Genomic DNA, 21,199 nt, shown 5'->3' on the forward strand with positions numbered 1-21,199 from the left:
CCAGGACTGTGACCGGCCGATACGCACTGCGCGGCGGCATTGGTCGTTCCGCCGCCCGTCCGGGATCGGCATCAAACGAACTTCTCGCGCGGTCCTGCGGCGGAGCTGCGCAGGTGGGGCCGCAGGGCCAACACGAGTGGGACGACCAGGGCGGCAGTCGCCGCCGAGGCCAGCACGCCGATCATCCGACTGCTGTGATCGGCAATCGCGCCGTAGAGGATCGGCGCGAGACCTCCTGCGCCGATGACGCTCGTATAGAAGACCGCGAAAGCCCGCCCCGTATCGCCGTCGGAAAGCTCCGGCACGGTGCCATAGAGCACCGACGAGCTGCCGTTCAGCACGATGCCGAGCAACGGCAGCAGGATGAGCGTTGGCGTCAGTGGCGTGAACAGCGTCGCCACGATGAGCAAGGCTGTTACGGCCTCGCTCACCATGACGCTACCGACAACGCCCAGCCGCTCGCCGAGCCAGCCGAATGTCGCCTTGCCGAACGCGCCACCGATGAACAGCAGGGCAAGCGCGACTCCAACGGCCGGCAAGCCCCCGCCCTGTCCATGGATGAGGAAGGGCAGAAACAGCAGATATCCCATGCGGGTCGCCGTATCGAGCGCGCCGATCGTCGTGAGGATGCCAAAGCCGCGGCGGCCGCGGCCGGACGTCACCTCTCCCGTGACATTCCTCGTGACCGAAGCTGCCGGTGCCAACGGGACCAGCGCGACCACCAGGACGGCTCCAAGCATCGCCATCAAGCCCAGCACCGATTGCCAGGCGAAGATCGGCAGCAGCACTGCGATGAACGCCGGCAACGCGGCTTTTCCGAGATCGCCGGAAAAGTTGTAGATGCCGAGCGGCCGTCGCGCCGCCGTGCCATAACTGTCGGTTACGAGCATCGAACCACGTGGGTGCTGGATGCTCGATCCGATGCCGGCTACGACGAGGCCGACGCAAAGACCCGCGAAGCCGAACGGCAGCGCCATGATCAGCAAGCCCCCCGCCGCAGCGACGGTAGACAGGATTAGCGCCGCGCGCGGCGACAAGCCGCGAAGAACGCGGTCGGCCGGGATCTGCATGCCCCCCATCGTCCCGAAATACAGTGCGCGCACGACGGCGAGCGCCGCATAGGACAGGCCGAACTGCGCCTGCCAGACCGGCAGGAAGGCATAGAGACCGTCGGTATAGCCGTCATGAAGCGCGTGGGTGAGGCACGCGGCCAGCAGGCTGCGCGATTTCGCCGCGGCCGACGAACTTGATGCGGTTTCGCGCGGACGGCTCGCAGCCGCCATCGCTGCGTCGTTCATGTCGATTCCTCCGCTTCCGGGGTGAAGGAGAACTCTTGGGATGATAGAAAATCTACACCGCGATCCCTTTCGGACCTGCCGGCGCGCTGATTCTCGCGACCAGTCCAATCTGGACTATTGAGGCGACCGTCACAAATCAGTAATAATCGAGCTATGAGTTAGGATTTCTATCCAATGAGTATTCCCGTCCAGCGCAGGACTTTGCCACCACTCAACGCCGTCCGCGCTTTCGAGGCGGCAGCTCGCCTTGGCAGCTTCAAGGAAGCGGCGATCGAATTGGGCGTGACGCATGGCGCAATCAGTCAGCAGGTGCGCCTCCTTGAGGATCGGCTGGGAGCGCCCGCGCTGTTCTGGCGATCAACGCGGCGGGTCACGCTCACACCAGCCGGCACAGCGCTGCTCGAGGAGATCGGGCCGGCGCTCGACCGCATTTCGTCCGCTGTCCGGCGCCATCACGCGACACGCGGCGAAGTGCCGGCCGCCGTGCTGCGCGTCAACGCGCTGGCGACGTTCAGCATGCGCTGGCTTCTTCCCCGGCTGAGCCGTTTTCGCAACGAGCGACCCGACATCGAGGTCCGCCTCACCACGTCAAACGACCCGATCGACGCGCTTGCCGACACGTTCGACGTCGTCATCCGCGGCGGCCCGGATTCGTTTCATGGCTTTACGTCCCGGCTGTTTCTTTCGGAGCGCCGATTGCCGGTCTGCAGTCCCGCACTCGTCGCGAAGCTGCCGCTGGAGGACGTTTCCGATCTCGCGCAGCACACGTTGCTGAACGTCACGTCGATGCCGCGGCTATGGCACGATTGGCTGGTGCAAGCCGGACAGCCTCGCGTCACCCCGGCGGCGACGCTGACACTCGATCATTTCTTTCTGACCATTCAGGCCGCGATCGATGGTTTGGGCGTGGCGATGGGACCGACCGCCCTGATCGGCGACGACGTCGCGGCCGGCCGCCTGATCGCGCCGTTTCCCGATGTCAGCCTTCCGGCGAGGAGCTACTTCGCCTACTTGCCCACGGGCACCGAAAGTGGCTCACAGACAGCGGCGTTTTGCGATTGGCTGGAGCAAGAAGGGCAGCAATCCGCCGGAAACGCAACGGCCGCATGACGAACTGACCATGCCGCCTGGGCTGGCAAAACCCTCGAACGTTCCGCAGCGGCTATTGTTCAACGCTTTTATCGATCGTTGCTGCTAGTCTGGATTTCGGTTGTTGCAAATCCCGGACCCGAGCCGGACATGCTTCAACGTCGGTCAAGGGGCCCTTGCCAATGCAAATGTCAGCTTCCGGTCACGATGGGTCATTGAATGCCACGCTGAGCGGTGTCCGGCCTCTCCCCGTGAGCTGACGCGGCGATCTTCCATCCGGGTTTCGATTATAAGCCACAAGGCGACCTCGGAGGCAGCCGATTTGAGTGACCTACCGCTCTAGCTCTGTGCGAATTCGATCACGGTGCTGGATGTGCAGGACCTGACATGCATTAAAGTTCTCCAGAAGTATCTTAGCTTCCGCTAGATCGTGGCCGAGGCGGGCGAGGTTTACAATCCGTTGCTCTTGCTCAGCAATGTGGCGTTCGGCCTCGGCAACGTGCCGCTCGGCTTCCTCCAAGTGACGAAGCTGCATCGCGCGAACTTCTGATTGAAGAAGGTCTGACATAGCTCGCTCCCGTCCTGTGCAGGCGGGAGCGCAACCGTCTCTCAGCCACCAGCGCCCGTATCGCTCACTGCCAGTGATGTCCTGACTCTACCATCACCTGATCAGGCAGCGGGATGAATTCGTGGTGCTGTCGCCCGAGGAAAGTGTCGGGGCGGGGGCAAGTCTGGAGAACCCTGATGGGGGCTGAGATAGTTGGCTTGGCCTGTCGAATGACGCGGTCAAGTGCGGCGGCGTTCTCGCGATGGAGCCGCGTTCAGCGAAGTCCGGTCTACCGCGGCGAGCCGACGTAACAATCCCTAATGCAGTCTTCAGCTATGGCCACAAGCGGACATCGCTCACCCGGGCCCTCGCACCCGCGCCCTTTGATCGCTCAGCGGAACAACCTCCACCGTGGCACTTTCGGTCATGCGGTCGCGCTCAATCGTCAGCCGTACCTGCCGGCCGACCGGCGTCAGCCCGATCAGGTTGCGCATCTGCGTCGCGCTGCGGACGGGAATGTCGTTGGCCTTGAGGATGATGTCGCCGCGGCGCAGCCCCGCGCGCTCCGCCGGAGAGCCGGGACTGACTTCCTTGATGCGGGCGCCCTGCGTCGCGCCCGTGGCCGGCGCTTCCATGTCCTCCAGCGCAATGCCGATGCGCCCGCGCTCGACTCGTCCGGTCGCCGCAAGCTGGTTCATTACCTCGCGCGCCATGTTGATCGGCACCGCAAAGCCAATGCCAACATTGCCGCCGCCCGGCGAGATAATCGCCGTATTGATGCCGACCAGCTGACCTCGCAAGTTGATCAGCCCGCCTCCGGAATTGCCGGGATTGATTGCCGCATCGGTCTGGATGAAATCCTCATAGCCGTGCTTGCCGAGCCCGGTGCGCCCGAGCGCGCTGACGAGGCCCGAGGTGACGGTCTGGCCGAGTCCGAAGGGATTGCCGACCGCGATCACGAAGTCACCGACCTGAAGCGCGTCGCTGTCGCCGAGTGCAATAGCCTTGAGCCCGGCAGGCTCCCTGATCTGCAGCAGTGCGATATCGGTGGGCGGATCGCGGCCCACAACCCGACCGGCGAACTTGCGGCCGTCCTTGGTCCTGATCTGCACTGCGGTGGCATTGGCGACGACATGGTTCGCCGTCAGCACATAACCGCGCTGGGCGTCGACGATCACGCCCGAACCGGTCGCGCTGACTTCCTTCTCCAGTTGCTTCGGGACGTTGAAGAACTCGCGGAACAGCGGATCCTGGTAAAGCGGATTGTCCTCGCGCACCCGCCCCTGAACCGAAATGTTGACGACCGCCGGCGTCACTTCCCGCACGAGCGGCGCAAGCGTCGGCACGCGGCCTGTATTGAGGTCCGGAATCTGAGCGGTGGCCGGCGCTGCCGACAGCGCCCACCACAACCCGGAGATGACGCCCAGCCATCCGAGCAAACGCAAAACTCGCATGAAATCTCCCCCAGAATCTGTCTTTCGGCCTCCAGCGGCCGCCGCGTCGGTTAGCTGGTTGAGCGAAAATGGCCGTTCAAGAGGCGGCCTGGCACTCGGTCGGCCGGAGTGACAAAAATTTATTTAGGGACCCTTGACGGACTTTTTTCCGCTTCCTAGGTCGTTTTCCGCCCGGGGCCGGTCCCGGACCCGGCTTTATGACATCGCTGACCTGACAAGGAGGATGTGCATGCATTTCCGTCCATTGCACGACCGCGTGCTCGTGCGCCGCATCGATGCCGAGGAGAAGACCGCCGGCGGCATCATCATTCCCGACACCGCGAAGGAAAAGCCGCAGGAGGGCGAGATCGTCGCCGCGGGGCCTGGCGCCAGGAATGAGCAGGGCCAGTTGGTCCCGATCGACGTCAGGCCGGGAGACCGCGTGCTGTTCGGCAAGTGGTCCGGCACAGAGGTGAAGATCGACGGCCAGGACTACCTGATCATGAAGGAGAGCGATCTTCTGGGCCTGGTCGACAAGACCGGCTCGCTCAAGAAGGCCGCCTGAGCAAATTGCAGAGCTGACAGTCATTAGGAGAAAGGAGCAGGCAAATGGCTGCCAAGGACGTGAAATTCTCCACGGAAGCCCGCGAGCGGATACTGCGGGGCGTGGACACGCTGGCGAACGCCGTGAAGGTCACCCTCGGTCCCAAGGGACGCAACGTCGTGATCGAGAAATCCTTCGGCGCGCCGCGCATAACCAAGGACGGCGTCACCGTCGCCAAGGAAATCGAACTGGAAGACAAGTTCGAGAACATGGGCGCACAGATGGTGCGCGAAGTCGCCTCCAAGACCAACGACCTTGCCGGGGACGGCACCACCACTGCGACCGTGCTGGCCCAGGCCATCGTCAAGGAAGGCGCGAAATCCGTTGCCGCCGGCATGAACCCGATGGACCTCAAGCGCGGGATCGATCTTGCGGTCGACGCCATTGTCAATGACCTCAAGTCCCACGCCAAGAAGGTCACCTCCAACGAGGAGATTGCCCAGATCGGCACCATTTCGGCCAATGGCGATACGGAGATCGGCCGCTTCCTTGCCGATGCGATGCAGAAGGTCGGCAATGAGGGCGTCATCACCGTCGAGGAAGCCAAGAGCCTCCACACCGAGCTGGAGGTGGTCGAGGGCATGCAGTTCGACCGCGGCTTTGTCTCGCCCTACTTCGTCACCAACGCCGAAAAGATGCGGGTCGAACTCGAGGATCCCTACATTCTGATCCATGAGAAGAAGCTGTCCGGTCTACAGACCATGCTGCCGCTGCTCGAAGCGGTGGTGCAGTCTGGCAAGCCGCTGCTGATCGTGGCCGAGGATGTCGAGGGCGAAGCGCTTGCCGCGCTCGTGGTCAATCGACTGCGCGGCGGCCTCAAGGTCGCGGCGGTGAAGGCGCCGGGCTTCGGCGATCGCCGCAAGGCCATGCTGGAGGATATTGCAATCCTCACCAACGGCACCGTGATTTCGGAAGATCTCGGCATCAAGCTCGAGAATGTCACGCTGAAGATGCTCGGGCGCGCCAAGAAGGTCGTGATCGACAAGGAGAATACGACCGTGGTCGACGGCGCCGGGGCCAAGAAGGACATCGAGGCTCGTGTCAGCCAGATCAAGTCGCAGATCGAGGAGACCACCTCCGATTACGATCGCGAGAAGCTGCAGGAGCGGCTGGCCAAGCTCGCCGGCGGCGTCGCCGTAATCCGTGTTGGTGGTGCGACCGAAGTCGAGGTCAAGGAGAAGAAGGACCGGGTCGACGATGCCATGCATGCGACTCGCGCTGCGGTCGAGGAAGGCATTCTGCCGGGCGGCGGCGTGGCGCTGCTGCGTGCGCTGAAAGCGCTCGATGGCTTAAAGACCGCCAATGCCGATCAGAAGGCCGGCGTCGATATCGTGCGCCGCGCCATCCAGGTGCCGGCGCGGCAGATCGTCCAGAACGCCGGCGAGGACGGCTCGCTCGTCGTCGGCAAGCTGCTCGAGAACTCCGACTACAACTGGGGTTTCAACGCCGCCACTGGCGAATATGAGGACATGGTGAAGGCCGGCGTGATCGATCCCGCCAAGGTCGTTCGCACCGCGTTGCAGGACGCCGCCTCCGTTGCAGCTCTGCTGATCACCACGGAAGCACTGGTCGCCGATAGGCCCAAGAAGTCCGAACCGGCCGCTGCAACGCCGCCAATGGATTTCTAATCAAGCACGCGCCCGGCCGGAAACGGCCGGGCTCTCCGCCAACCACGACGAGAAAGGAAGCTCACAAGCGCCAGGGAGCCTCAGATGAGCACTCGCATTCAAGATCGATCGCGCAAGATTGGGGCGACGGCAATGCATTGGCTCATGTTCGCCCTCAGCCTTCTCACGATCGCATGGATCAGTTTTTCAAGGACAGGAGGATGAGATGACCCGAAACTACGCATCCAGCTCGGCTTGGCCCAAGACATCAGGACGCGGCGTCCGCAGAACCGTTGCAGCCGCTTTTGCCATGGCGATGGTGCTCGTGCCCGTTAGCGCCTGGGGGATGGATAGTACGCCAAGGTTGGCGCTCGACAGCGCTGGCCACCTTCTGCCGCTCCCAGCCATTTCCTATCTGGAGTCGGTCCGCTGGATGAGCTGGAAACCGCGGTCCCCGCTTTTCAAGACCGATATCCTGCTGTTGCCGGACAATATTCAGCCAGGCTCCTTTCAACTTCCATCCGAACATGAGCGCAGCTTGCCGCGAGTGAGCTGAGTCCGCACGTGGCGCGATCCGCGCTGCATGGGTCGCGCCTGCTGCTACTGAGGGCAACCATGTTCGAATTGGCACACCGTCAGCAGATTTCCGAGCGCTCCGATTCACACCTCCCCGACGCCGTGCGCGCGTTCCTGATCGAGAGCGACCGGCGGGTGATCGCGCATTGCCATAGCTTGCTGAAGGGAAGCGGCCTATCCGCTGAGGAGAGCCGCCGGTTGATGCGTCTCGCCAGCGAGGCCGAAGCCGAGCTGGAGCATCTGGCCGCCCAAGCTGGGAGCAGCAAAAATTTCGGGAGGCGCCCTTGAAACCATAGTTGTTTTTCGTAGTTTTGTTTTGCCGCAAGGCTGCGGCGCCGGATGCCAGATCGGGTCCGGCGGACTGAACTGGGCGCCGGACCGGTGTCCTGCGCTCCTTCGTATCCATCTTGCTCTTAGGAGGACTTGGCTATGAGGAACGTCGATTTCACTCCCCTGTGGCGGTCGACCGTCGGATTCGATCGCATCTTCGATCTGCTCGACGAGACGCAACGGACCGTCGAGGAAAACTACCCGCCTTACAACATCGAACGGCTTGGCGAAGATCACTATCAGATCACGCTTGCGCTCGCCGGTTTCAGCCCGGACGAGATCGCGATCACGGCCGAGCAGAACGTGCTGACCGTCGAGGGCCGCAAGGCCGACGAGGCGAAACGCGATTATCTCTATCGCGGCATCCCGGCCAAGGGTTTCAAGCGGCAGTTCAATCTTGCCGATTATGTGCAGGTGAAGACGGCAGCGTTCGACAACGGACTGCTGCGGATCGAGCTCGTCCGCGAGCTGCCCGAGACGATGAAGCCCCGCCGCATTCCGATCGGCGGCACCGAGCAGATCACCCACAAGCAGGCGGCCTGACGCCGCCCGTGTCCAACGACATTGGTGCGCATGGTGCGGCATCCGCGCCGCCCGGCGTATTTGACAGAAAGGAGTCCAACATGACAATGCGCGATCTAATTCCGTGGAACAAGAACCAGCAGCTCACGACGGGCGAGGCTTACGATCCGTTTCTGACGTTTCACCGTGAGATGAATCGACTTTTCGACGACGTCTTCCGCGGGTTCGGCAGCGTCGGCCGGCCCGGGTCCCCGCTGATCGAAGGCCAGTTTGGCTGGCCACGCATCGAGCTCAGCGAAACCGATAAGGCCGTGACGATTTCCGCCGAGCTTCCGGGACTGAGCGAAAAGGACGTCCAGGTCGAAATCGCAAACGGCGTCCTCTCGATCCGCGGCGAGAAAAAGGCCGAACACGACAATGGCGGGCGCTACAGCGAGCGCTACTATGGCTCGTTTGAGCGTCGTATCCCGCTCGATGGCGTCCAGGAAGACAAGGCCGAAGCCAACTTCCGCAATGGCGTCCTCACGGTGAGCCTGCCGAAAACCGAGCAAGCCAGCCAGGGCGTCAAACGGATCGCCATCAACACCAGCAACTGACGTGCCCAGGACGGCGGCGCCCGCGCCGCCGTCCGCCACCAACCTAGAGAAAGGAGCAAGAGGAGAGCAAGACATGAGAAGGCCTGATCGTTTGACGGGCAGTGTAGATGCCCCATTTCATCCTGTATCTCACTATAGTTCGCCAGCCGATGTCCTGAATGATGAGGTGCTGTCGCCTCCTGAGAAACGGGTCATTCTCTCCTCCTGGGCTTCGGACCTGTACACCGTCGATTCCTGCCCAGCCCTTCGCAAGATCCCGGGGCTTGCTGCTCCCATGCATCTTGAGGATATCCTCGCAGCGTTGCGGCAGCTCGACGAAGAGGAGAAAAGGGGCGGCGCCGCTGCGGTAAGATTCACCGCACAAGCGCAGCAAGCAGCGAGAAATCGCCAGCCCCGCATCGCTATCTCGGCGAAGTCACGGTGGAGCAGTGAGGCCAATGTGCGGCGGTATCGCCGATTGCTCGCAACGCATTTGACGGAAAACGAGCGGCGGTTGGTCGAGCACAGACTGGCGGAGGAGCTTGCTCAACTCAGAAGTCAAAGCAATGTCACTGAATCATCGGAGTCTCAGTAGAGATCCGCGGCCGCTGCACCTCTGGTGATGTGCGGCCAAGCTCGTGAACACATGAGGGCCTCAGGCAACGCCGGCTCAGAGTAACGAAGGACGGACTGAAAAATGAGGATTGCTCAGATTGCCCCGCTGTACGAGAGCGTGCCGCCACGGCTCTATGGAGGAACGGAGCGGGTCGTCTCATACCTGACGGAGGAGTTGGTTCGGCAGGGACACCAGGTGACACTGTTCGCCAGCGAAGATTCCATCACCTCTGCCGAACTTGTACCCTGCACGCCGCGCGCCTTACGCCTTGAGCCGGGCGTCCGCGACGCGGTACCCCACCACATGATCATGCTCGACAAGGTGCGAGAGCGCGCCGACGACTTCGACCTCCTCCACTTCCATATCGACTACCTGCACTTTCCGCAGTTTCGCCCGGAGCGTGCTCGCACGCTAACCACCCTTCACGGCAGGCAGGACCTCGCCGACCATATGCCTTTTTATCGGCGGTTCGCGGACATGCCGCTGGTATCGATTTCAAATGCGCAGCGCATGCCGCTGCCAAACGCAAACTTTGTCGCGACAGTTCATCATGGCCTGCCGCTCGATCTACTGACGCCTAATTTCGAACCGAAAGGCGGCTATCTCGCATTTCTTGGACGCATCTCACCGGAGAAACGGCCGGACCGTGCTATCGCGATTGCTCGATCGGCCGGCCTTCCCCTCAAAATCGCGGCAAAGGTTGATAAAGCAGACGACAGCTATTTCCGCGACGTTATCGCACCGATGCTACGAGGAGGCGGAGTCGAATTCGTCGGCGAGATCAACGAAAACACAAAGAACGACTTTCTCGGCCAGGCTGCCGCATTGCTGTTCCCGATCGACTGGCCCGAACCGTTCGGTCTGGTGATGATCGAGGCCATGGCATGTGGTACCCCGGTGCTTGCCTTCCGCCACGGATCGGTCCCTGAAATCGTCGAGGACGGACTGACCGGCCGGATCGTGTGTGATGTGGACGAGGCGGTGCGCGCCATTCCGGGGCTGCTGACCCTCGATCGCAAGGCGATCCGTGCGCGCTTCGAGGAGCGCTTCTCCGCCGCCCGTATGTCAACGGATTACGTGAGGCTCTACCAAAAGATGCTCCGAGAGCACGCCGCGTCCGACGGCCGGCTGTCGACGCTCGCCGCCCGTTCGGCCAACATCAGCGGACACGGATCAGAATCATCATCCGCGGCACGGAAGGATAATTGAAACGGCAAATCAAGCCGAAATCGAGCATCGAGGTCAGCGACGCCGCCCGGTTTCTATTCCGGTCCTTCCCCAATCAATGAGGAGGAACGGTTTTACCTGGAGTCGCTGATCCGAGAGGATTTTGAGCGTTGCCATCCCGATGACACGCTCGACTATCTTAGACGCCGGGGGCGTTTTCCAAAGAGGACAGGGGACTGTTGCGGGACTGGATGGCGGTAGCGGTCCGCCGCGTCGCTGGTACGACGATCTAATCAATCTCGCCGGCTCGATTTGCGGGCATTCAAGCCGAGGGAATCCGACTCATCGGATTTTGCTCAGAAAGACTGTCTATGTTCGAAAGGAGAATAAATTTCGCTTCGGCTTAACACAGGTAAGTGGACTCGCTGCTCGGGTGAGGTGATGCTACTTTTTCCCGAGTGGAGGCGTGCATGGGTTTTTCGATCGAAGGCGGTTCTAAAGAGGACTTTCAAACCGTGATTATCGTGGTGGATAGGCTGGAACAGGAAAGGGCTCAGCTGCTTGCTCTTCGAAAAAAGGTGTCGGACGCGGCCGCTGGGCGAGGGCTCTGCAGTGCGCCATCGCGCTCAATCGCCAAACGACGCCAAACCGAGGACATGAGCCATGAAGGACCTCACCGGAAAGTGGCACCAACTTCGAGCTGATGCGAAGCACTGTGCCGACCTCGGCATGTCGGCGACCGATCCACGTCAACGCGAGCTCTTTAAGCATTTAGGTGATGAGCTTGCTATCGCAGCGCTTGAGCTGGAACGGGTCGTGAAAAGCCAAAAACCGCATTCGGATTTGGACGAGCAGTGCGATGTCCTGTCCAAAGCCATCGCCGGGAAATGAGTCCCCCCGGCGCTTGCGGCGCGAACTGTTGGCCGAAGATGCTTCTCGTGACTTGGTGCCCATGAGCGCGAAAGCGCACCCTACAGGCCCGTGCGGCAAGCCGCTGGGCCTTGCGGTCGGCAAATGAACTAGAAGCTGGTCAAAAGCCGTATCGCAAGGCGCGGACTTGTTCCGGAACTCAAGGACCGCAATTGGCCGGGCGAGCAGCAGCCCTGGTTTCCCGCCCGGCTAGGACTGGTGGGTACTTCCGGCCTGACCGGTGGCCGCCTTCCAATGTGGGCTGGACAGTCTTCTCCACATATTTCAAGTGAATGACCGTACTGGTCCACGCGTCACCGTCGGCGTTACCGCACTGACCTGGCCTGCAAAAAACGCCGCCAGAGCACCAAGCAGAAGAGCCAGAGCACCGAAGAGGGCACCACGCGACACCGTCTTGGCCGTGGTGTCTGCCGCTTGCTGTGCTTGTAGTTTGGCCTTGGCGAGCGCTTCTCGGTACTGCTGTTGGTACTGTGCAACCTGAGCCTTGGCTTCATCGACGGAAATATTCTGCGCCTTGGCCAGAGCATCAGCAGCCTTATCCGTCGCAGCGGCCTGTTGTGCGGGGTCTCCCGAGAGCGCCGCACGAACGGCTGTTGCTGCGGCGTCCCGAAGTGCCGCGGGATCCTGGCCGCCGGAGGCACTGCGAACCCTGTTCTCGATGGTCGCCGCCGGATCGCTGATGGTGTTCAAGGAAGGCGCTGCGGTCTGGACCGCAGTTTGGACCGACCCGCCGATAGCTTTACCGGCCCCTCCCAGTGCTGACGATGCCGTGCTCAGGGCGCCGCCAATCAGACCCGAGGCTGCCGACGAGAGCAGGTAGACGACGATGAGAGTGGAAACCGCCCACGCAATCAGACCGTGATAGGCCGTCGTCGTGTGAGATGCCTTTCCTGAAAGCCGCCCAGCGATGTAGCCGCCGATTGCAGCCGCAACTATTCCGGAGATAACCCACCAGATACCAGCTCTAATGGAAAGTGACCCGGCGCTCGGAGTATCTCCCGCCGCGACGTCGACCGTCGAGAGCCCTACGCCGATTCCAATCATGTTGAGGATCATCTGCATCACGAGAGCAATCGTGGCACCGGCGAAGACGGCACCCCAAGAGACCTCATTCAGCATGATGGTGCGGACCTCGTCGGCGGGAGCGACTGCACTCGCCTGGGGAGGATTTCGGTGGTCGCCTGGACGACCCACTTCCGGGGAATAAGCCATTTTGAGTGCCTTCTAAAAAAGAACTTGGGGCCGTAACCTCCTCTTTCCAACGATGTTCCTAACGCTTGCGAGATCGCACCTGCGTCCACCTGACACAGGCGCTGCGTTTACATCCCAAATTCCGCGTCGCCCACGAGTCGCGTTCTGGGGAGGCGAGTGCGGGACCCAAACCCAAGCGCTCCCTCCATGATGGCCCTGCACTTGTTAAATCAACGGCGCCTTCGACGAGGCGTGATGGCTGACGATTTTCCAGTCGCCGTCCTCGCGGGCGATCACCCAGGTGATCTTGAGCGACAGTTTTATCGCACCTTGATCAACCTCAAACGACGCCGTGCCGGCGAGACCAGATCGGGGCCGACCTGTTCGAAGACGACGTCGCTGAATTGAACGGTAGATGTCCGCCACCGCGGCAATCCCTTGAAGTAAGCCGCAACACCGTCTCTCCCGCGATACAGTTTCGGGTTCGAGCCGAAGAACAGCGCGTGCTTCGAATAAAGCGAGGAAAGCGCGTCGGCGTCCAGTCTGCTGAAAGCCGCTGCCCATTTCGCGATGATGTCGGATGCGATGTCGTCGGCAGCATGTGGCATCGAATATCCAATCGTTTTGAACGGGCTTCAGCCCCTGGCGTATTCCTTGGCAAAAGTGTCGCGTAGGCCGACAGTACGGTTGAACACCAGCTTTTGCGATGTCGATTGCCTGTTGCGCACGAAATAGCCCTTCCGCTCGAACTTCATCACCTCGTTCGAATTGCTTTCGATCACGCTGGCCTCGATCCGCGCGTCGGACAGCACTTCCATCGACTGCGGATTGATGTCGGCGGCAAAATTGCCGGCTCGGGGCTCGGCTTGGCGAACACTGATTGTAAACGCGGATTTCGGCTAGGTGCGACTGGGCCGCCAGCAGCCAATGCATGGATAGTCCTTGTCGTCTTAGAGCGGACAGTCCGGTTGAAATGCCGGCGGTCTCTTTTCCACGAGAGCCGCAAGGCCTTCCTTCACTTCCGGTCCCGTAAATCCCATGAATTCGAGCGCCAACGAAGCATCGAATGTCGGCCCGGCCTGCCGGAGCCAATTGTTGAGCGCGTATTTCGTCCAGCGAATGGCACTCGGCGGTCCTGCAGCAAGACGGCCGGCGACTTCGATCGCTTTTGCGTCCAGTTCGTCGTCCTCGCAGCACATCGATACGACACCGATCCGCTCCGCCTCTTCGCCCAAAAGCTGATCGCACAGCAACAGATAGCATTTTGCCTTCGCCATTCCGCACAACAGCGGCCACACAATCGCCGCATGATCACCCGCTGCCAAGCCTAGCTTCGTATGCCCGTCAATGATGCGCGCCGTCTTGGTGGCGGGTGCAGTCGAAAAAAATGCAACTGCCAGCGGCCAAGAAACTCTGTCCTCTCGCCCAAACCGGGTTTGAAGCCTCGGGCCCGATGACCGAGATCGACGACCCCAGGACGATCCAGCTGGTGGCGACTCGGTGGCGATTCTGGACAAACAAAAAGCCGCTCTGACGAGCGGCTTTTTGGATTTATGCTGATATCACAGCATCTTATTTGGTTGCGGGGATAGGATTTGAACCTATGACCTTCAGGTTATGAGCCTGACGAGCTACCGGGCTGCTCCACCCCGCGTTAAACCGGATTTCCGCCTTGCATGGAGAGAGGCCGAACGTGAGGCGGACAACGCTTGGAAGGGCGCCGCTCGATCCGTCCGAAAACTTCCTGAGAAGGCGACCCGGGGCCGAGGGCAACCGGGCGCGAGGCGTATGTATCAATGCTGATCCGCTTTGGAAAGCCCTTAGGCACAGGTTTTTTGAGGTTTTGTGACGGCCAGATTGACGGGATTCGTGCGCGAATCGGACGTTTGGAACCTCCCTTGCCGGAAAGGTCGCAAAAGTGGAGCCTCGGACAGAGCCTTGGACCAAGAGAAACAGGGGGCGGCCAGGTGAAGCGCAGCGAAACCCGGAGCCTGCCCGCGAAGATTCCCGGGTTACGCTGCGCTTCACCCGGGCTACGGATGATGGCTCAGTTCAGCAAGAACCCGCCGTCGACCGTCACCACAGTGCCGGTCATGTAGCGCGAGGCTTTTGAGGCCAGCAGCAGGATCGCGCCGTCGAGGTCGGATTCGGCCCCGACCCGGCGCTGCGGAATCCGCTTTGTCAGCTTCTCGCCGGCGGGCGTCGCCCAGAAATCGTGGTTCATCTCGGTGTCGATATAGCCGGGCGCCAGCGCGTTGACGCGGATGTTGTTGCCGGCGAGCTCCAGCGCCATCACCTTGGTGGCCTGGATGATGCCGGCCTTCGAGACCGTGTAGGGTGAGAGGAATTTCATCACGCTAAGGCCGAGCACGGAAGCGATGTTGACGATGTTGCCCCCCTGCTTGCGCGCGATCATGCGCCGCGCCAGTTCGGTCGCCAGGAAATAGGCGCCCTTGAGATTGGCGTTGATCACGGCGTCCCAATCCGCCTCGGTCTGCTCGGTCGACAATTTCTCGATGGCGATGCCGGCATTGTTGATGAGCACGCTGACCGGGCCGAAGGGGGCTTCCGCTGCGTCCAGCGCTTTGCCGATGCTGGCGATGTCGGTGACGTCCATCTGCACCGCGCTCGCGCGGCCGCCCTTGCCCCTGATCTCCTCCTCCAGGCTCTTCAGCTTGCCGGTCTGCCGCGCCGCCAGGACGACGGCGGCGCCATGCGCGGAAAGGACGCGGGCGAATTGCCGCCCCAGCCCCTGGCTCGCGCCGGTGATCAAGATGGTTTCCTGGCTCACATCGAACAGATCGGACATGGGTACGTTCCCTAGAACCTGATATGCGCGCATTGATACCTACGATTTCGGCCCATGCAACGCCGCAGGACTTATCAGGCCGCGCGGCGTTGGCTAAAGTGGCCAGCATCGAACATTTTAGAAACCACCTGACATCACGGGAGTGAAACAGTGGATCTTGGGATCAAAGGCCGCCGTGCCATCGTTTGCGCCTCGAGCAAGGGTCTGGGCCGCGCCTGCGCCATCGCGCTTGCCAATGAGGGGGTCCATGTCACCTTGACGGCGCGCGGCGCGGACGCGCTGAAGAAGACCGCCGACGAGATCCGCAAAGCGCATCCCGACGTCACCGTCACCGAGATCGTCGGTGACATCACGACGCCCGCGGGCCGCGAGGCCGTGCTGAAGGCCTGCCCGGAGCCGGACATCCTGATCAACAATGCCGGCGGTCCGCCGCCCGGCGATTTCCGCAACTGGACCCGCGACGACTGGATCAAGGCGATCGACGCCAACATGCTGACCCCGATCGAGCTGATCAAGGCCACCGTCGACGGCATGATGGCGCGGAAATTCGGCCGCATCGTCAACATCACCTCCGCCGCGGTGAAGGCGCCGATCGAGATTTTGGGACTTTCCAACGGTGCGCGCGCCGGCCTCACCGGCTTCGTCGCGGGCCTCTCGCGCAAGACCGTCATCAACAACGTTACCATCAATGCGCTGCTGCCGGGGCCGTTCGAGACCGATCGCCTGCTCGGCACTGCGAAACCGGAAGCCGAGAAGCGCGGCATCACGCCCCAGCAAGTGCTGACCGAGCGCGCCAAGCTCAATCCCGCCGGTCGCTTCGGTGATCCCGAAGAGTTCGGCTACGCCTGTGCGTTCCTGTGCGGCGCCAAGGCCGGCTTCATCACCGGCCAGAACATCCTGCTCGACGGCGGCGCCTTCCCGGGCACGCTGTGAGGATGGGCACGCTGTGAGAGCGGTCTGGTACGAGCGGACGGGCCCGGCGGCGGAGGTCCTGACTTTCGGCGAAGTACCGACGCCGGCGGCGGGTGCGGGCGAAGTGCGCGTCCGCCTGGAAGCTTCCGGCGTCAATCCCGCCGATGTCGGCCGCCGCGGCGGCAATTATCGAGCGATGGAATATCCGCGCGTGATCCCGAACAGCGATGGTGCGGGGATCATCGATCAGGTCGGCGACGGCGTGAAGCGGTTCAATGTCGGTGACCGGGTCTGGCTGTTCAACGGCCAGCGCAACGGTCGCGCCTTTGGCACCGCCGCGGAATATATCACGCTCGCCGAGCACCTCGTGACGCCGCTGCCGGACAACCTCACCTTCGCGGAAGGCGCCACCCTCGGCATCCCCGGCATGACCGCGTGGTGCTGCCTGTTCGCGGACGGGCCGATCGTGGGCAAGACCGTGCTGGTTACCGGCGGCGCCGGCGCAGTCGGCCACTATGCCGTGCAATTGGCGAAGTGGGGCGGGGCAGAGGTGATCGCAACCGTCAGTTCATCGCACAAGGCCGAGCAGGCGCGGCGCGCGGGCGCCGATCTCGTGATCAACTACAAGGAGGATGATGTCGTTGCGAAGGCCATGGCATTCACCCATCAACGCGGCGTCGATCGCGTGGTCGATGTCGATTTCGGCGGCAATCTCGCTGCTACGCTGAAGCTGATGGCGGTCAATTCCACGATCGCCGTCTACGCCACCAACGGCAATCGCAACCCCGTCGTGCCGATGCGCGAATTGATGGAGAAATGCATCGCCTTGCGCGCGCTGGTGCTGTTTGCGTTACCACTGCCCTTGCTCGCCGCGGCGCAGGCCGACATCACGAAATGGCTCGCGACCGGACCGCGCCTGCACAACATCGCCGGCCAGTTTGCGTTGTCGGAAACGGCGCAGGCTCATCTGGCGGTTGAGAAAGGCGACAAGCTCGGCACCGTTATCGTTGATTGCGCTCGTTGACCGACCGCTCACTCTCGCTGGATGAGTCCGCCGAAGTGCGCTCGTCGGTCCAGGGACGATCGAACTGCTCGAGCCCCTCGGCCAGCAGATCGCCCAGCATGGGTTCGCCGAGCAGATAGCGCGCGGTGCGTCCGTTATATTGATCGGCGGCCTCTCGCCGCAGATCGTCCCATTCCTCGATCGGACGATCGCCGCGCCCAAGCCGCATCAGGGCGACAAGGTCGATCTGCTCGTCTTCGGAAAGAGCGCGGATGAAGCCCCTGATTTCCCGCTCGACCGGATCCTGGCCATCATCTTCCAGCACATCGATCATCTCGTCGTCAGTGGCATTCGAGCCGGAATCCGGGTCGGATGCCGCTTCCTTGACATCGAATTCCCGCGCTTTCTCGATCAAAAAACCGACTTTATCGGTCGATATCGACAGTTCGGCCATTGCGCGCTCCTGTTCTCGCGATCCGATAACGCCGGATCATCCGAGATGATCCATTGCGCGGGCAAGCGGAAACCAGCATCTTCGCGATAACAAGCGTTTCAATAAGGAAGCCGCCGATGGAGTGGAAAGTAGGCAGGGTCAAGATCACCAAGGTCGTCGAATTGGAGACGGTCGGGCATACCCGTTTCATCCTGCCGCTCGCGACCAACGAGGAAGTCCAGAAGCTGCCCTGGCTCATTCCGCATTTCGCCACCGACGAAGGCCGGCTGAAAATGTCGATCCATTCGCTGCTGGTGGAGACGCCGACACGGCGGATCATCGTCGACACCGGGCTCGGCAACGACAAGCAGGGTCGCAACGTGCCGAGCTGGAACAACCGCAAGCATCCCTTCCTGGAGACGTTGACCGCGGCGGGCTTTCCCCCCGATAGCATCGACACCGTGCTGTGCACGCACCTGCATGTCGACCATGTCGGCTGGAACACGAAGCTCGTCGACGGCCAATGGGTGCCGACCTTTCCCAAGGCCCGCTACGTATTCGGCCGGACCGAATTCGAGCATTGGCGCGAGCACGGCAAATCGCCTGACCACATCGCGGTGTTCACCGATTCCGTGAAGCCGATCGCGGATGCCGACAGGGCCGACCTCGTGCCCTCCGACCACCGCCTGACGGAGGAGATCACGCTGATCCCGACGCCCGGCCACAGCCCGGGCCATATGAGCATCCACATCCGCTCCGACGGCGAGGAAGGGCTGCTCACCGGCGACGTCGCCCACCATCCCTGCCAGATGGCCCATCCGGACTGGTCCTCGACGGCGGATTCGGACCATAAGCAATCGGCGGCGACGCGGCGCGAATTGTTCTCCCGCTTTGCCGATACGCCGACGCTGGTGATCGGCGGCCATTTCACCGCCGGTCACATCAAGCGCGAGGGGGAGGCCTTCAAGTTCATGGCGCTGGACAATTCGTAGGGTCGGCAAAGCGCCGTAGCTCGAAGAGCGAAGGCGAAAGCGTGCCCACCATTGCGAGCGATGCGTTTGATGGTAAGTGCGCCTTTGCCCACCCCACCTACCCGCCCCGCGCTTTCGGCAGTTGAATTTCGCCCCGCGCTGCTCCATGAAGCGTCCTAAGTCCGTGAATTCCAAAAACCCCTGTAGGGAGTGATCGAAAATGAAGCTTGTTCGTTACGGCGCGAAGGGTGAGGAAAAGCCCGGCCTGATCGATAAATCCGGCCAGTTGCGCGACCTGTCGGCGCATCTGAAGGACCTCACCGGCGAGGCTTATTCGCCGGAATCCCTGGCCAAGCTGGCCGCGCTCGATCCGTCCAAGCTGCCTGCTGTTCCCGGCAACCCGCGCTTCGGCGCGCCGGTCACCGGAATCTCGAAATTCGTCGCCATCGGGCTGAACTACACTGACCATGCCAAGGAAACCGGCAATCCCATTCCGTCCGAGCCGATCTTCTTCCTGAAAGCCAACACCGCCCTCTCCGGCCCGAACGACGCCGTGGAGAAGCCGCGCGGCTCGACCAAGCTCGATTGGGAAGTGGAGGTCGCCGCCATCATCGGCACCCGCGCCAAATATGTCTCCGAGGCCGACGCGCTCAACCATGTCGCCGGCTATTGCGTCTGCAATGACGTGTCGGAGCGCAATTTCCAGATCGAGCGTCTGGGACAGTGGACCAAGGGCAAGTCGCACGACACCTTCGGCCCGCTCGGCCCCTGGCTCGTCACCAAGGACGAGGTTCCGAACGTGCAGAGCCTCTCGATGTGGCTCGACGTCAACGGCCAACGCCGCCAGACCGGTTCGACCTCGACCATGATCTTCTCGATGGCCAAGTGCATCTCCTACGTCTCGCAGTTCATGACGCTGTTGCCCGGCGACATCGTCACGACCGGCACCCCGCCCGGCGTCGGCACCGGCATGAAGCCGCCGCAGTACCTCAATGTCGGCGACGTCGTGACGCTGGGCATCGAGAGCCTGGGCGAGCAGCGCCAGGAGATTGTCGCAGCGTAATGCGGCGCACCGGTGGGCGCTAGCTCGTCATGGCCGGGCTTGTCCCGGCCATCCACGTTTGTCGCTTCGAGGACGTGGATGCCCTGGACAAGCCCGGGCATGACGGCAAAACAGAACTCCGAGAGAATTCACCCAGATGAAGCTTACCTTCTCGCCCGCCTCGCCATTTGCCCGCAAAGTGCGCATTGCTGCGATCGAGACCGGGCTGATCGACAAGATCGAACTGGTGCCCGCCACGGTCGCGCCAGGCACCGCGAACGATGCCTACACGCGCGACATCAACCCGCTGAAGAAACTGCCGGTCCTGATCCTCGATGACGGCGACGTCATCCTCGATTCCTACGTCATCGTCGAATATCTCGACGATCTCGCCGGCGGCGGCAAATTGATTCCGGCCTCCGGACCGGCGCGTTGGAAGGCGAAAACCGACCACTCGCTGCTGCAGGGCATGCTCGATTCCATGCTGTTGTGCCGGTACGAGAAGATGGTGCGGCCGCAGGGCTTGCAGTGGCAGGCCTGGTATGACGACCACTGGAACCGGGCCTGGGCCGGCATGGCGCGGTTCGAGCAGCGGGAGGATGTGCTTTCCGGGCCGTTCAACGTTGCGCAGATCGGACTGGTTTGCGTGCTCGGCTATGCCGACCTCCGCTTCTCCGACTGCGGCTGGCGCAAGGCCTATCCGAAGCTTGATACGTTCAACCAGAAGATGCTGGAACGGCCATCAGTCAAGATCTCGGTGCCGCCGCCAGCCTGAAGCGGAGTCTGCCATGAGCCTCATCTTCTCGATCGGCGACCTCACCATCCACCGCATCATCGAGCAGGAGACAGCATTCCTGCCGGCGCTGGACATGCTGCCCGGCCTGACACCGGACATGCTGGCCGAGAACCGGGCCTGGATGCGCGAGGCCAAGGCGCTCGACGATAGCGACGTGCTGCTCTTGTGCTTCCAGTCCTACGTCGTGAAGACGCCGCATCATACCATCCTGATCGATAGCTGTATCGGCAACGACAAGCCGCGCCCGCAGCGGCCGAAATGGAACATGAAGACCGACGACACCTATATGCGCGGCCTCGCCGCGGCCGGGTGCTCGGTCGAAGACATCGACTATGTGATGTGCACGCATCTGCATGTCGACCATGTCGGCTGGAACACGCGACTGGAAAACGGCCGCTGGGTGCCGACGTTCCCAAAAGCGCGCTACGTCTTTGCCAAGGGCGAGTTCGACTACTGGACCGCGCAGAACGAAAAGAGCGAGGTGCCACCCTTCGAGCCTGAGAACCAATTCGGTTTTCGGGTAGACGGCATCCGAAGTAGCGGATGTTGAAGACCTCGACGGTGGAGCGGGGCGGGATTTGCGCGCCGCTATGGTTTGGCGCAGCTATGGGTTGGCGAGGCGATGTCCCTGCAGGATGTTGTTGGTGAGGGCGTACCAGAGCACGACGGCTCGGACCTTTTCGATGCCGCGCACCGTCAATTGCCTGAGGTCCCAGTTGCGCCAGCGGGCATGGATGCATTCGCAGAT

At 62.1% G+C, this 21,199-nt stretch carries 23 protein-coding genes, 1 tRNA gene and 3 pseudogenes; 16 read left to right on the forward strand and 11 right to left on the reverse strand.

Going from position 1 to position 21,199, the window contains the following annotated elements; all coding sequences use genetic code 11:
* Positions 1-71 precede the first annotated feature (71 nt).
* Entirely contained in the window at positions 72-1,298 is a 1,227-nt protein-coding gene (locus YY7_RS0109560) for an MFS transporter (protein ID WP_155255107.1), read from the reverse strand.
* Between the two features lie 174 nt (positions 1,299-1,472).
* Here YY7_RS0109560 and YY7_RS0109565 point away from each other — a divergent pair, with 174 nt between their 5' ends.
* Positions 1,473-2,408 carry a LysR substrate-binding domain-containing protein gene (locus YY7_RS0109565; protein WP_028163043.1) on the forward strand — a complete coding sequence of 312 codons (936 nt, stop codon included), beginning with the start codon at positions 1,473-1,475 and terminating at the stop codon, positions 2,406-2,408.
* Positions 2,409-2,718: 310 nt separating this feature from the next.
* Here the strand turns inward: YY7_RS0109565 and YY7_RS57925 are convergent, their stop codons facing one another.
* Both YY7_RS57925 and YY7_RS0109575 read right to left on the reverse strand, forming a co-directional pair.
* Entirely contained in the window at positions 2,719-2,955 is a 237-nt protein-coding gene (locus tag YY7_RS57925; protein ID WP_245287231.1) for a hypothetical protein, read from the reverse strand.
* A gap of 335 nt (positions 2,956-3,290) precedes the next feature.
* Positions 3,291-4,388: a trypsin-like peptidase domain-containing protein gene (locus YY7_RS0109575; protein WP_028163044.1), complete on the reverse strand. Its 1,098-nt coding sequence runs from the start codon at positions 4,386-4,388 to the stop codon at positions 3,291-3,293.
* A gap of 229 nt (positions 4,389-4,617) precedes the next feature.
* On the opposite strand from YY7_RS0109575, the gene groES reads away from it, so the two are divergent.
* From groES to YY7_RS0109620, 9 genes are all read left to right on the forward strand, one after another.
* A complete protein-coding gene (gene groES / locus YY7_RS0109580) occupies positions 4,618-4,932 on the forward strand; it encodes a co-chaperone GroES (protein WP_028163045.1) in 315 nt (104 codons plus the stop codon).
* A gap of 44 nt (positions 4,933-4,976) precedes the next feature.
* Complete coding sequence (gene groL, locus YY7_RS0109585) at positions 4,977-6,599, forward strand: chaperonin GroEL (protein WP_028163046.1); 1,623 nt, start codon at positions 4,977-4,979, stop codon at positions 6,597-6,599.
* A gap of 205 nt (positions 6,600-6,804) precedes the next feature.
* Positions 6,805-7,134, forward strand: a complete 330-nt coding sequence (locus YY7_RS0109590) for a hypothetical protein (protein WP_028163047.1) — start codon at positions 6,805-6,807, stop codon at positions 7,132-7,134.
* Between the two features lie 59 nt (positions 7,135-7,193).
* Complete coding sequence (locus YY7_RS51180) at positions 7,194-7,442, forward strand: hypothetical protein (RefSeq protein ID WP_155255109.1); 249 nt, start codon at positions 7,194-7,196, stop codon at positions 7,440-7,442.
* 141 nt (positions 7,443-7,583) lie between these two features.
* Positions 7,584-8,027: an Hsp20 family protein gene (locus YY7_RS0109600; protein WP_028163048.1), complete on the forward strand. Its 444-nt coding sequence runs from the start codon at positions 7,584-7,586 to the stop codon at positions 8,025-8,027.
* 80 nt (positions 8,028-8,107) lie between these two features.
* Positions 8,108-8,602, forward strand: a complete 495-nt coding sequence (locus YY7_RS0109605) for an Hsp20/alpha crystallin family protein (protein ID WP_028163049.1) — start codon at positions 8,108-8,110, stop codon at positions 8,600-8,602.
* Positions 8,603-8,675: 73 nt separating this feature from the next.
* The gene (locus tag YY7_RS51185; RefSeq protein ID WP_051396625.1) at positions 8,676-9,176 is read left to right on the forward strand and encodes a hypothetical protein; all 501 of its coding nucleotides are present in this window, start codon (positions 8,676-8,678) and stop codon (positions 9,174-9,176) included.
* Between the two features lie 102 nt (positions 9,177-9,278).
* Positions 9,279-10,406 (forward strand): glycosyltransferase family 4 protein, encoded by a 1,128-nt coding sequence (locus YY7_RS51190; protein ID WP_035689657.1) that lies wholly within the window; start codon positions 9,279-9,281, stop codon positions 10,404-10,406.
* A 621-nt stretch (positions 10,407-11,027) separates the two neighbouring features.
* Positions 11,028-11,255 (forward strand): hypothetical protein, encoded by a 228-nt coding sequence (locus YY7_RS0109620; RefSeq protein ID WP_028163050.1) that lies wholly within the window; start codon positions 11,028-11,030, stop codon positions 11,253-11,255.
* A 303-nt stretch (positions 11,256-11,558) separates the two neighbouring features.
* Here YY7_RS0109620 and YY7_RS0109625 read toward each other — a convergent pair whose 3' ends face one another.
* The 6 genes and pseudogenes from YY7_RS0109625 to YY7_RS0109650 all read right to left on the reverse strand — a co-directional run bounded on the left by YY7_RS0109625 (position 11,559) and on the right by YY7_RS0109650 (position 15,294).
* Positions 11,559-12,413, reverse strand: a complete 855-nt coding sequence (locus YY7_RS0109625) for a PhnA-like protein (RefSeq protein ID WP_349642653.1) — start codon at positions 12,411-12,413, stop codon at positions 11,559-11,561.
* Positions 12,414-12,805: 392 nt separating this feature from the next.
* A complete protein-coding gene (locus YY7_RS51195) occupies positions 12,806-13,093 on the reverse strand; it encodes a YybH family protein (RefSeq protein ID WP_349642654.1) in 288 nt (95 codons plus the stop codon).
* Between the two features lie 27 nt (positions 13,094-13,120).
* Positions 13,121-13,421: pseudogene (locus tag YY7_RS57930) on the reverse strand (glutamine--tRNA ligase); the annotation flags it as partial.
* A 14-nt stretch (positions 13,422-13,435) separates the two neighbouring features.
* Positions 13,436-14,002 (reverse strand): enoyl-CoA hydratase-related protein, encoded by a 567-nt coding sequence (locus tag YY7_RS51200; protein WP_080663643.1) that lies wholly within the window; start codon positions 14,000-14,002, stop codon positions 13,436-13,438.
* A gap of 60 nt (positions 14,003-14,062) precedes the next feature.
* A tRNA-Met gene (locus YY7_RS0109645) sits at positions 14,063-14,139 on the reverse strand.
* A 393-nt stretch (positions 14,140-14,532) separates the two neighbouring features.
* A complete protein-coding gene (locus YY7_RS0109650) occupies positions 14,533-15,294 on the reverse strand; it encodes a glucose 1-dehydrogenase (RefSeq protein WP_028163053.1) in 762 nt (253 codons plus the stop codon).
* Positions 15,295-15,444: 150 nt separating this feature from the next.
* On the opposite strand from YY7_RS0109650, the gene YY7_RS0109655 reads away from it, so the two are divergent.
* Positions 15,445-16,227: an SDR family oxidoreductase gene (locus YY7_RS0109655; RefSeq protein ID WP_028163054.1), complete on the forward strand. Its 783-nt coding sequence runs from the start codon at positions 15,445-15,447 to the stop codon at positions 16,225-16,227.
* A gap of 13 nt (positions 16,228-16,240) precedes the next feature.
* Positions 16,241-17,230, forward strand: coding sequence for an NADPH:quinone reductase (locus tag YY7_RS0109660; RefSeq protein ID WP_028163055.1), 990 nt, complete (start codon positions 16,241-16,243; stop codon positions 17,228-17,230).
* Here the strand turns inward: YY7_RS0109660 and YY7_RS0109665 are convergent.
* Complete coding sequence (locus YY7_RS0109665) at positions 17,208-17,663, reverse strand: DUF3775 domain-containing protein (RefSeq protein ID WP_028163056.1); 456 nt, start codon at positions 17,661-17,663, stop codon at positions 17,208-17,210. The two genes, YY7_RS0109660 and YY7_RS0109665, sit on opposite strands and share 23 nt — an antisense overlap.
* A gap of 116 nt (positions 17,664-17,779) precedes the next feature.
* On the opposite strand from YY7_RS0109665, the gene YY7_RS0109670 reads away from it, so the two are divergent.
* The 4 genes and pseudogenes from YY7_RS0109670 to YY7_RS51205 form a co-directional block, all read left to right on the forward strand.
* Entirely contained in the window at positions 17,780-18,634 is an 855-nt protein-coding gene (locus YY7_RS0109670; protein WP_028163057.1) for an MBL fold metallo-hydrolase, read from the forward strand.
* Positions 18,635-18,833: 199 nt separating this feature from the next.
* Complete coding sequence (locus YY7_RS0109675) at positions 18,834-19,676, forward strand: fumarylacetoacetate hydrolase family protein (protein ID WP_028163058.1); 843 nt, start codon at positions 18,834-18,836, stop codon at positions 19,674-19,676.
* Between the two features lie 136 nt (positions 19,677-19,812).
* Positions 19,813-20,430 (forward strand): glutathione S-transferase family protein, encoded by a 618-nt coding sequence (locus YY7_RS0109680; RefSeq protein ID WP_028163059.1) that lies wholly within the window; start codon positions 19,813-19,815, stop codon positions 20,428-20,430.
* Between the two features lie 13 nt (positions 20,431-20,443).
* Positions 20,444-20,944: pseudogene (locus tag YY7_RS51205) on the forward strand (MBL fold metallo-hydrolase); the annotation flags it as partial.
* Positions 20,945-21,055: 111 nt separating this feature from the next.
* Here the strand turns inward: YY7_RS51205 and YY7_RS60175 are convergent.
* A pseudogene (locus YY7_RS60175) lies at positions 21,056-21,199 on the reverse strand (IS5/IS1182 family transposase); the annotation flags it as partial.

This window comes from Bradyrhizobium elkanii WSM2783 (assembly GCF_000472865.1).
Taxonomy (GTDB): Bacteria; Pseudomonadota; Alphaproteobacteria; order Rhizobiales; family Xanthobacteraceae; genus Bradyrhizobium; species Bradyrhizobium elkanii_A.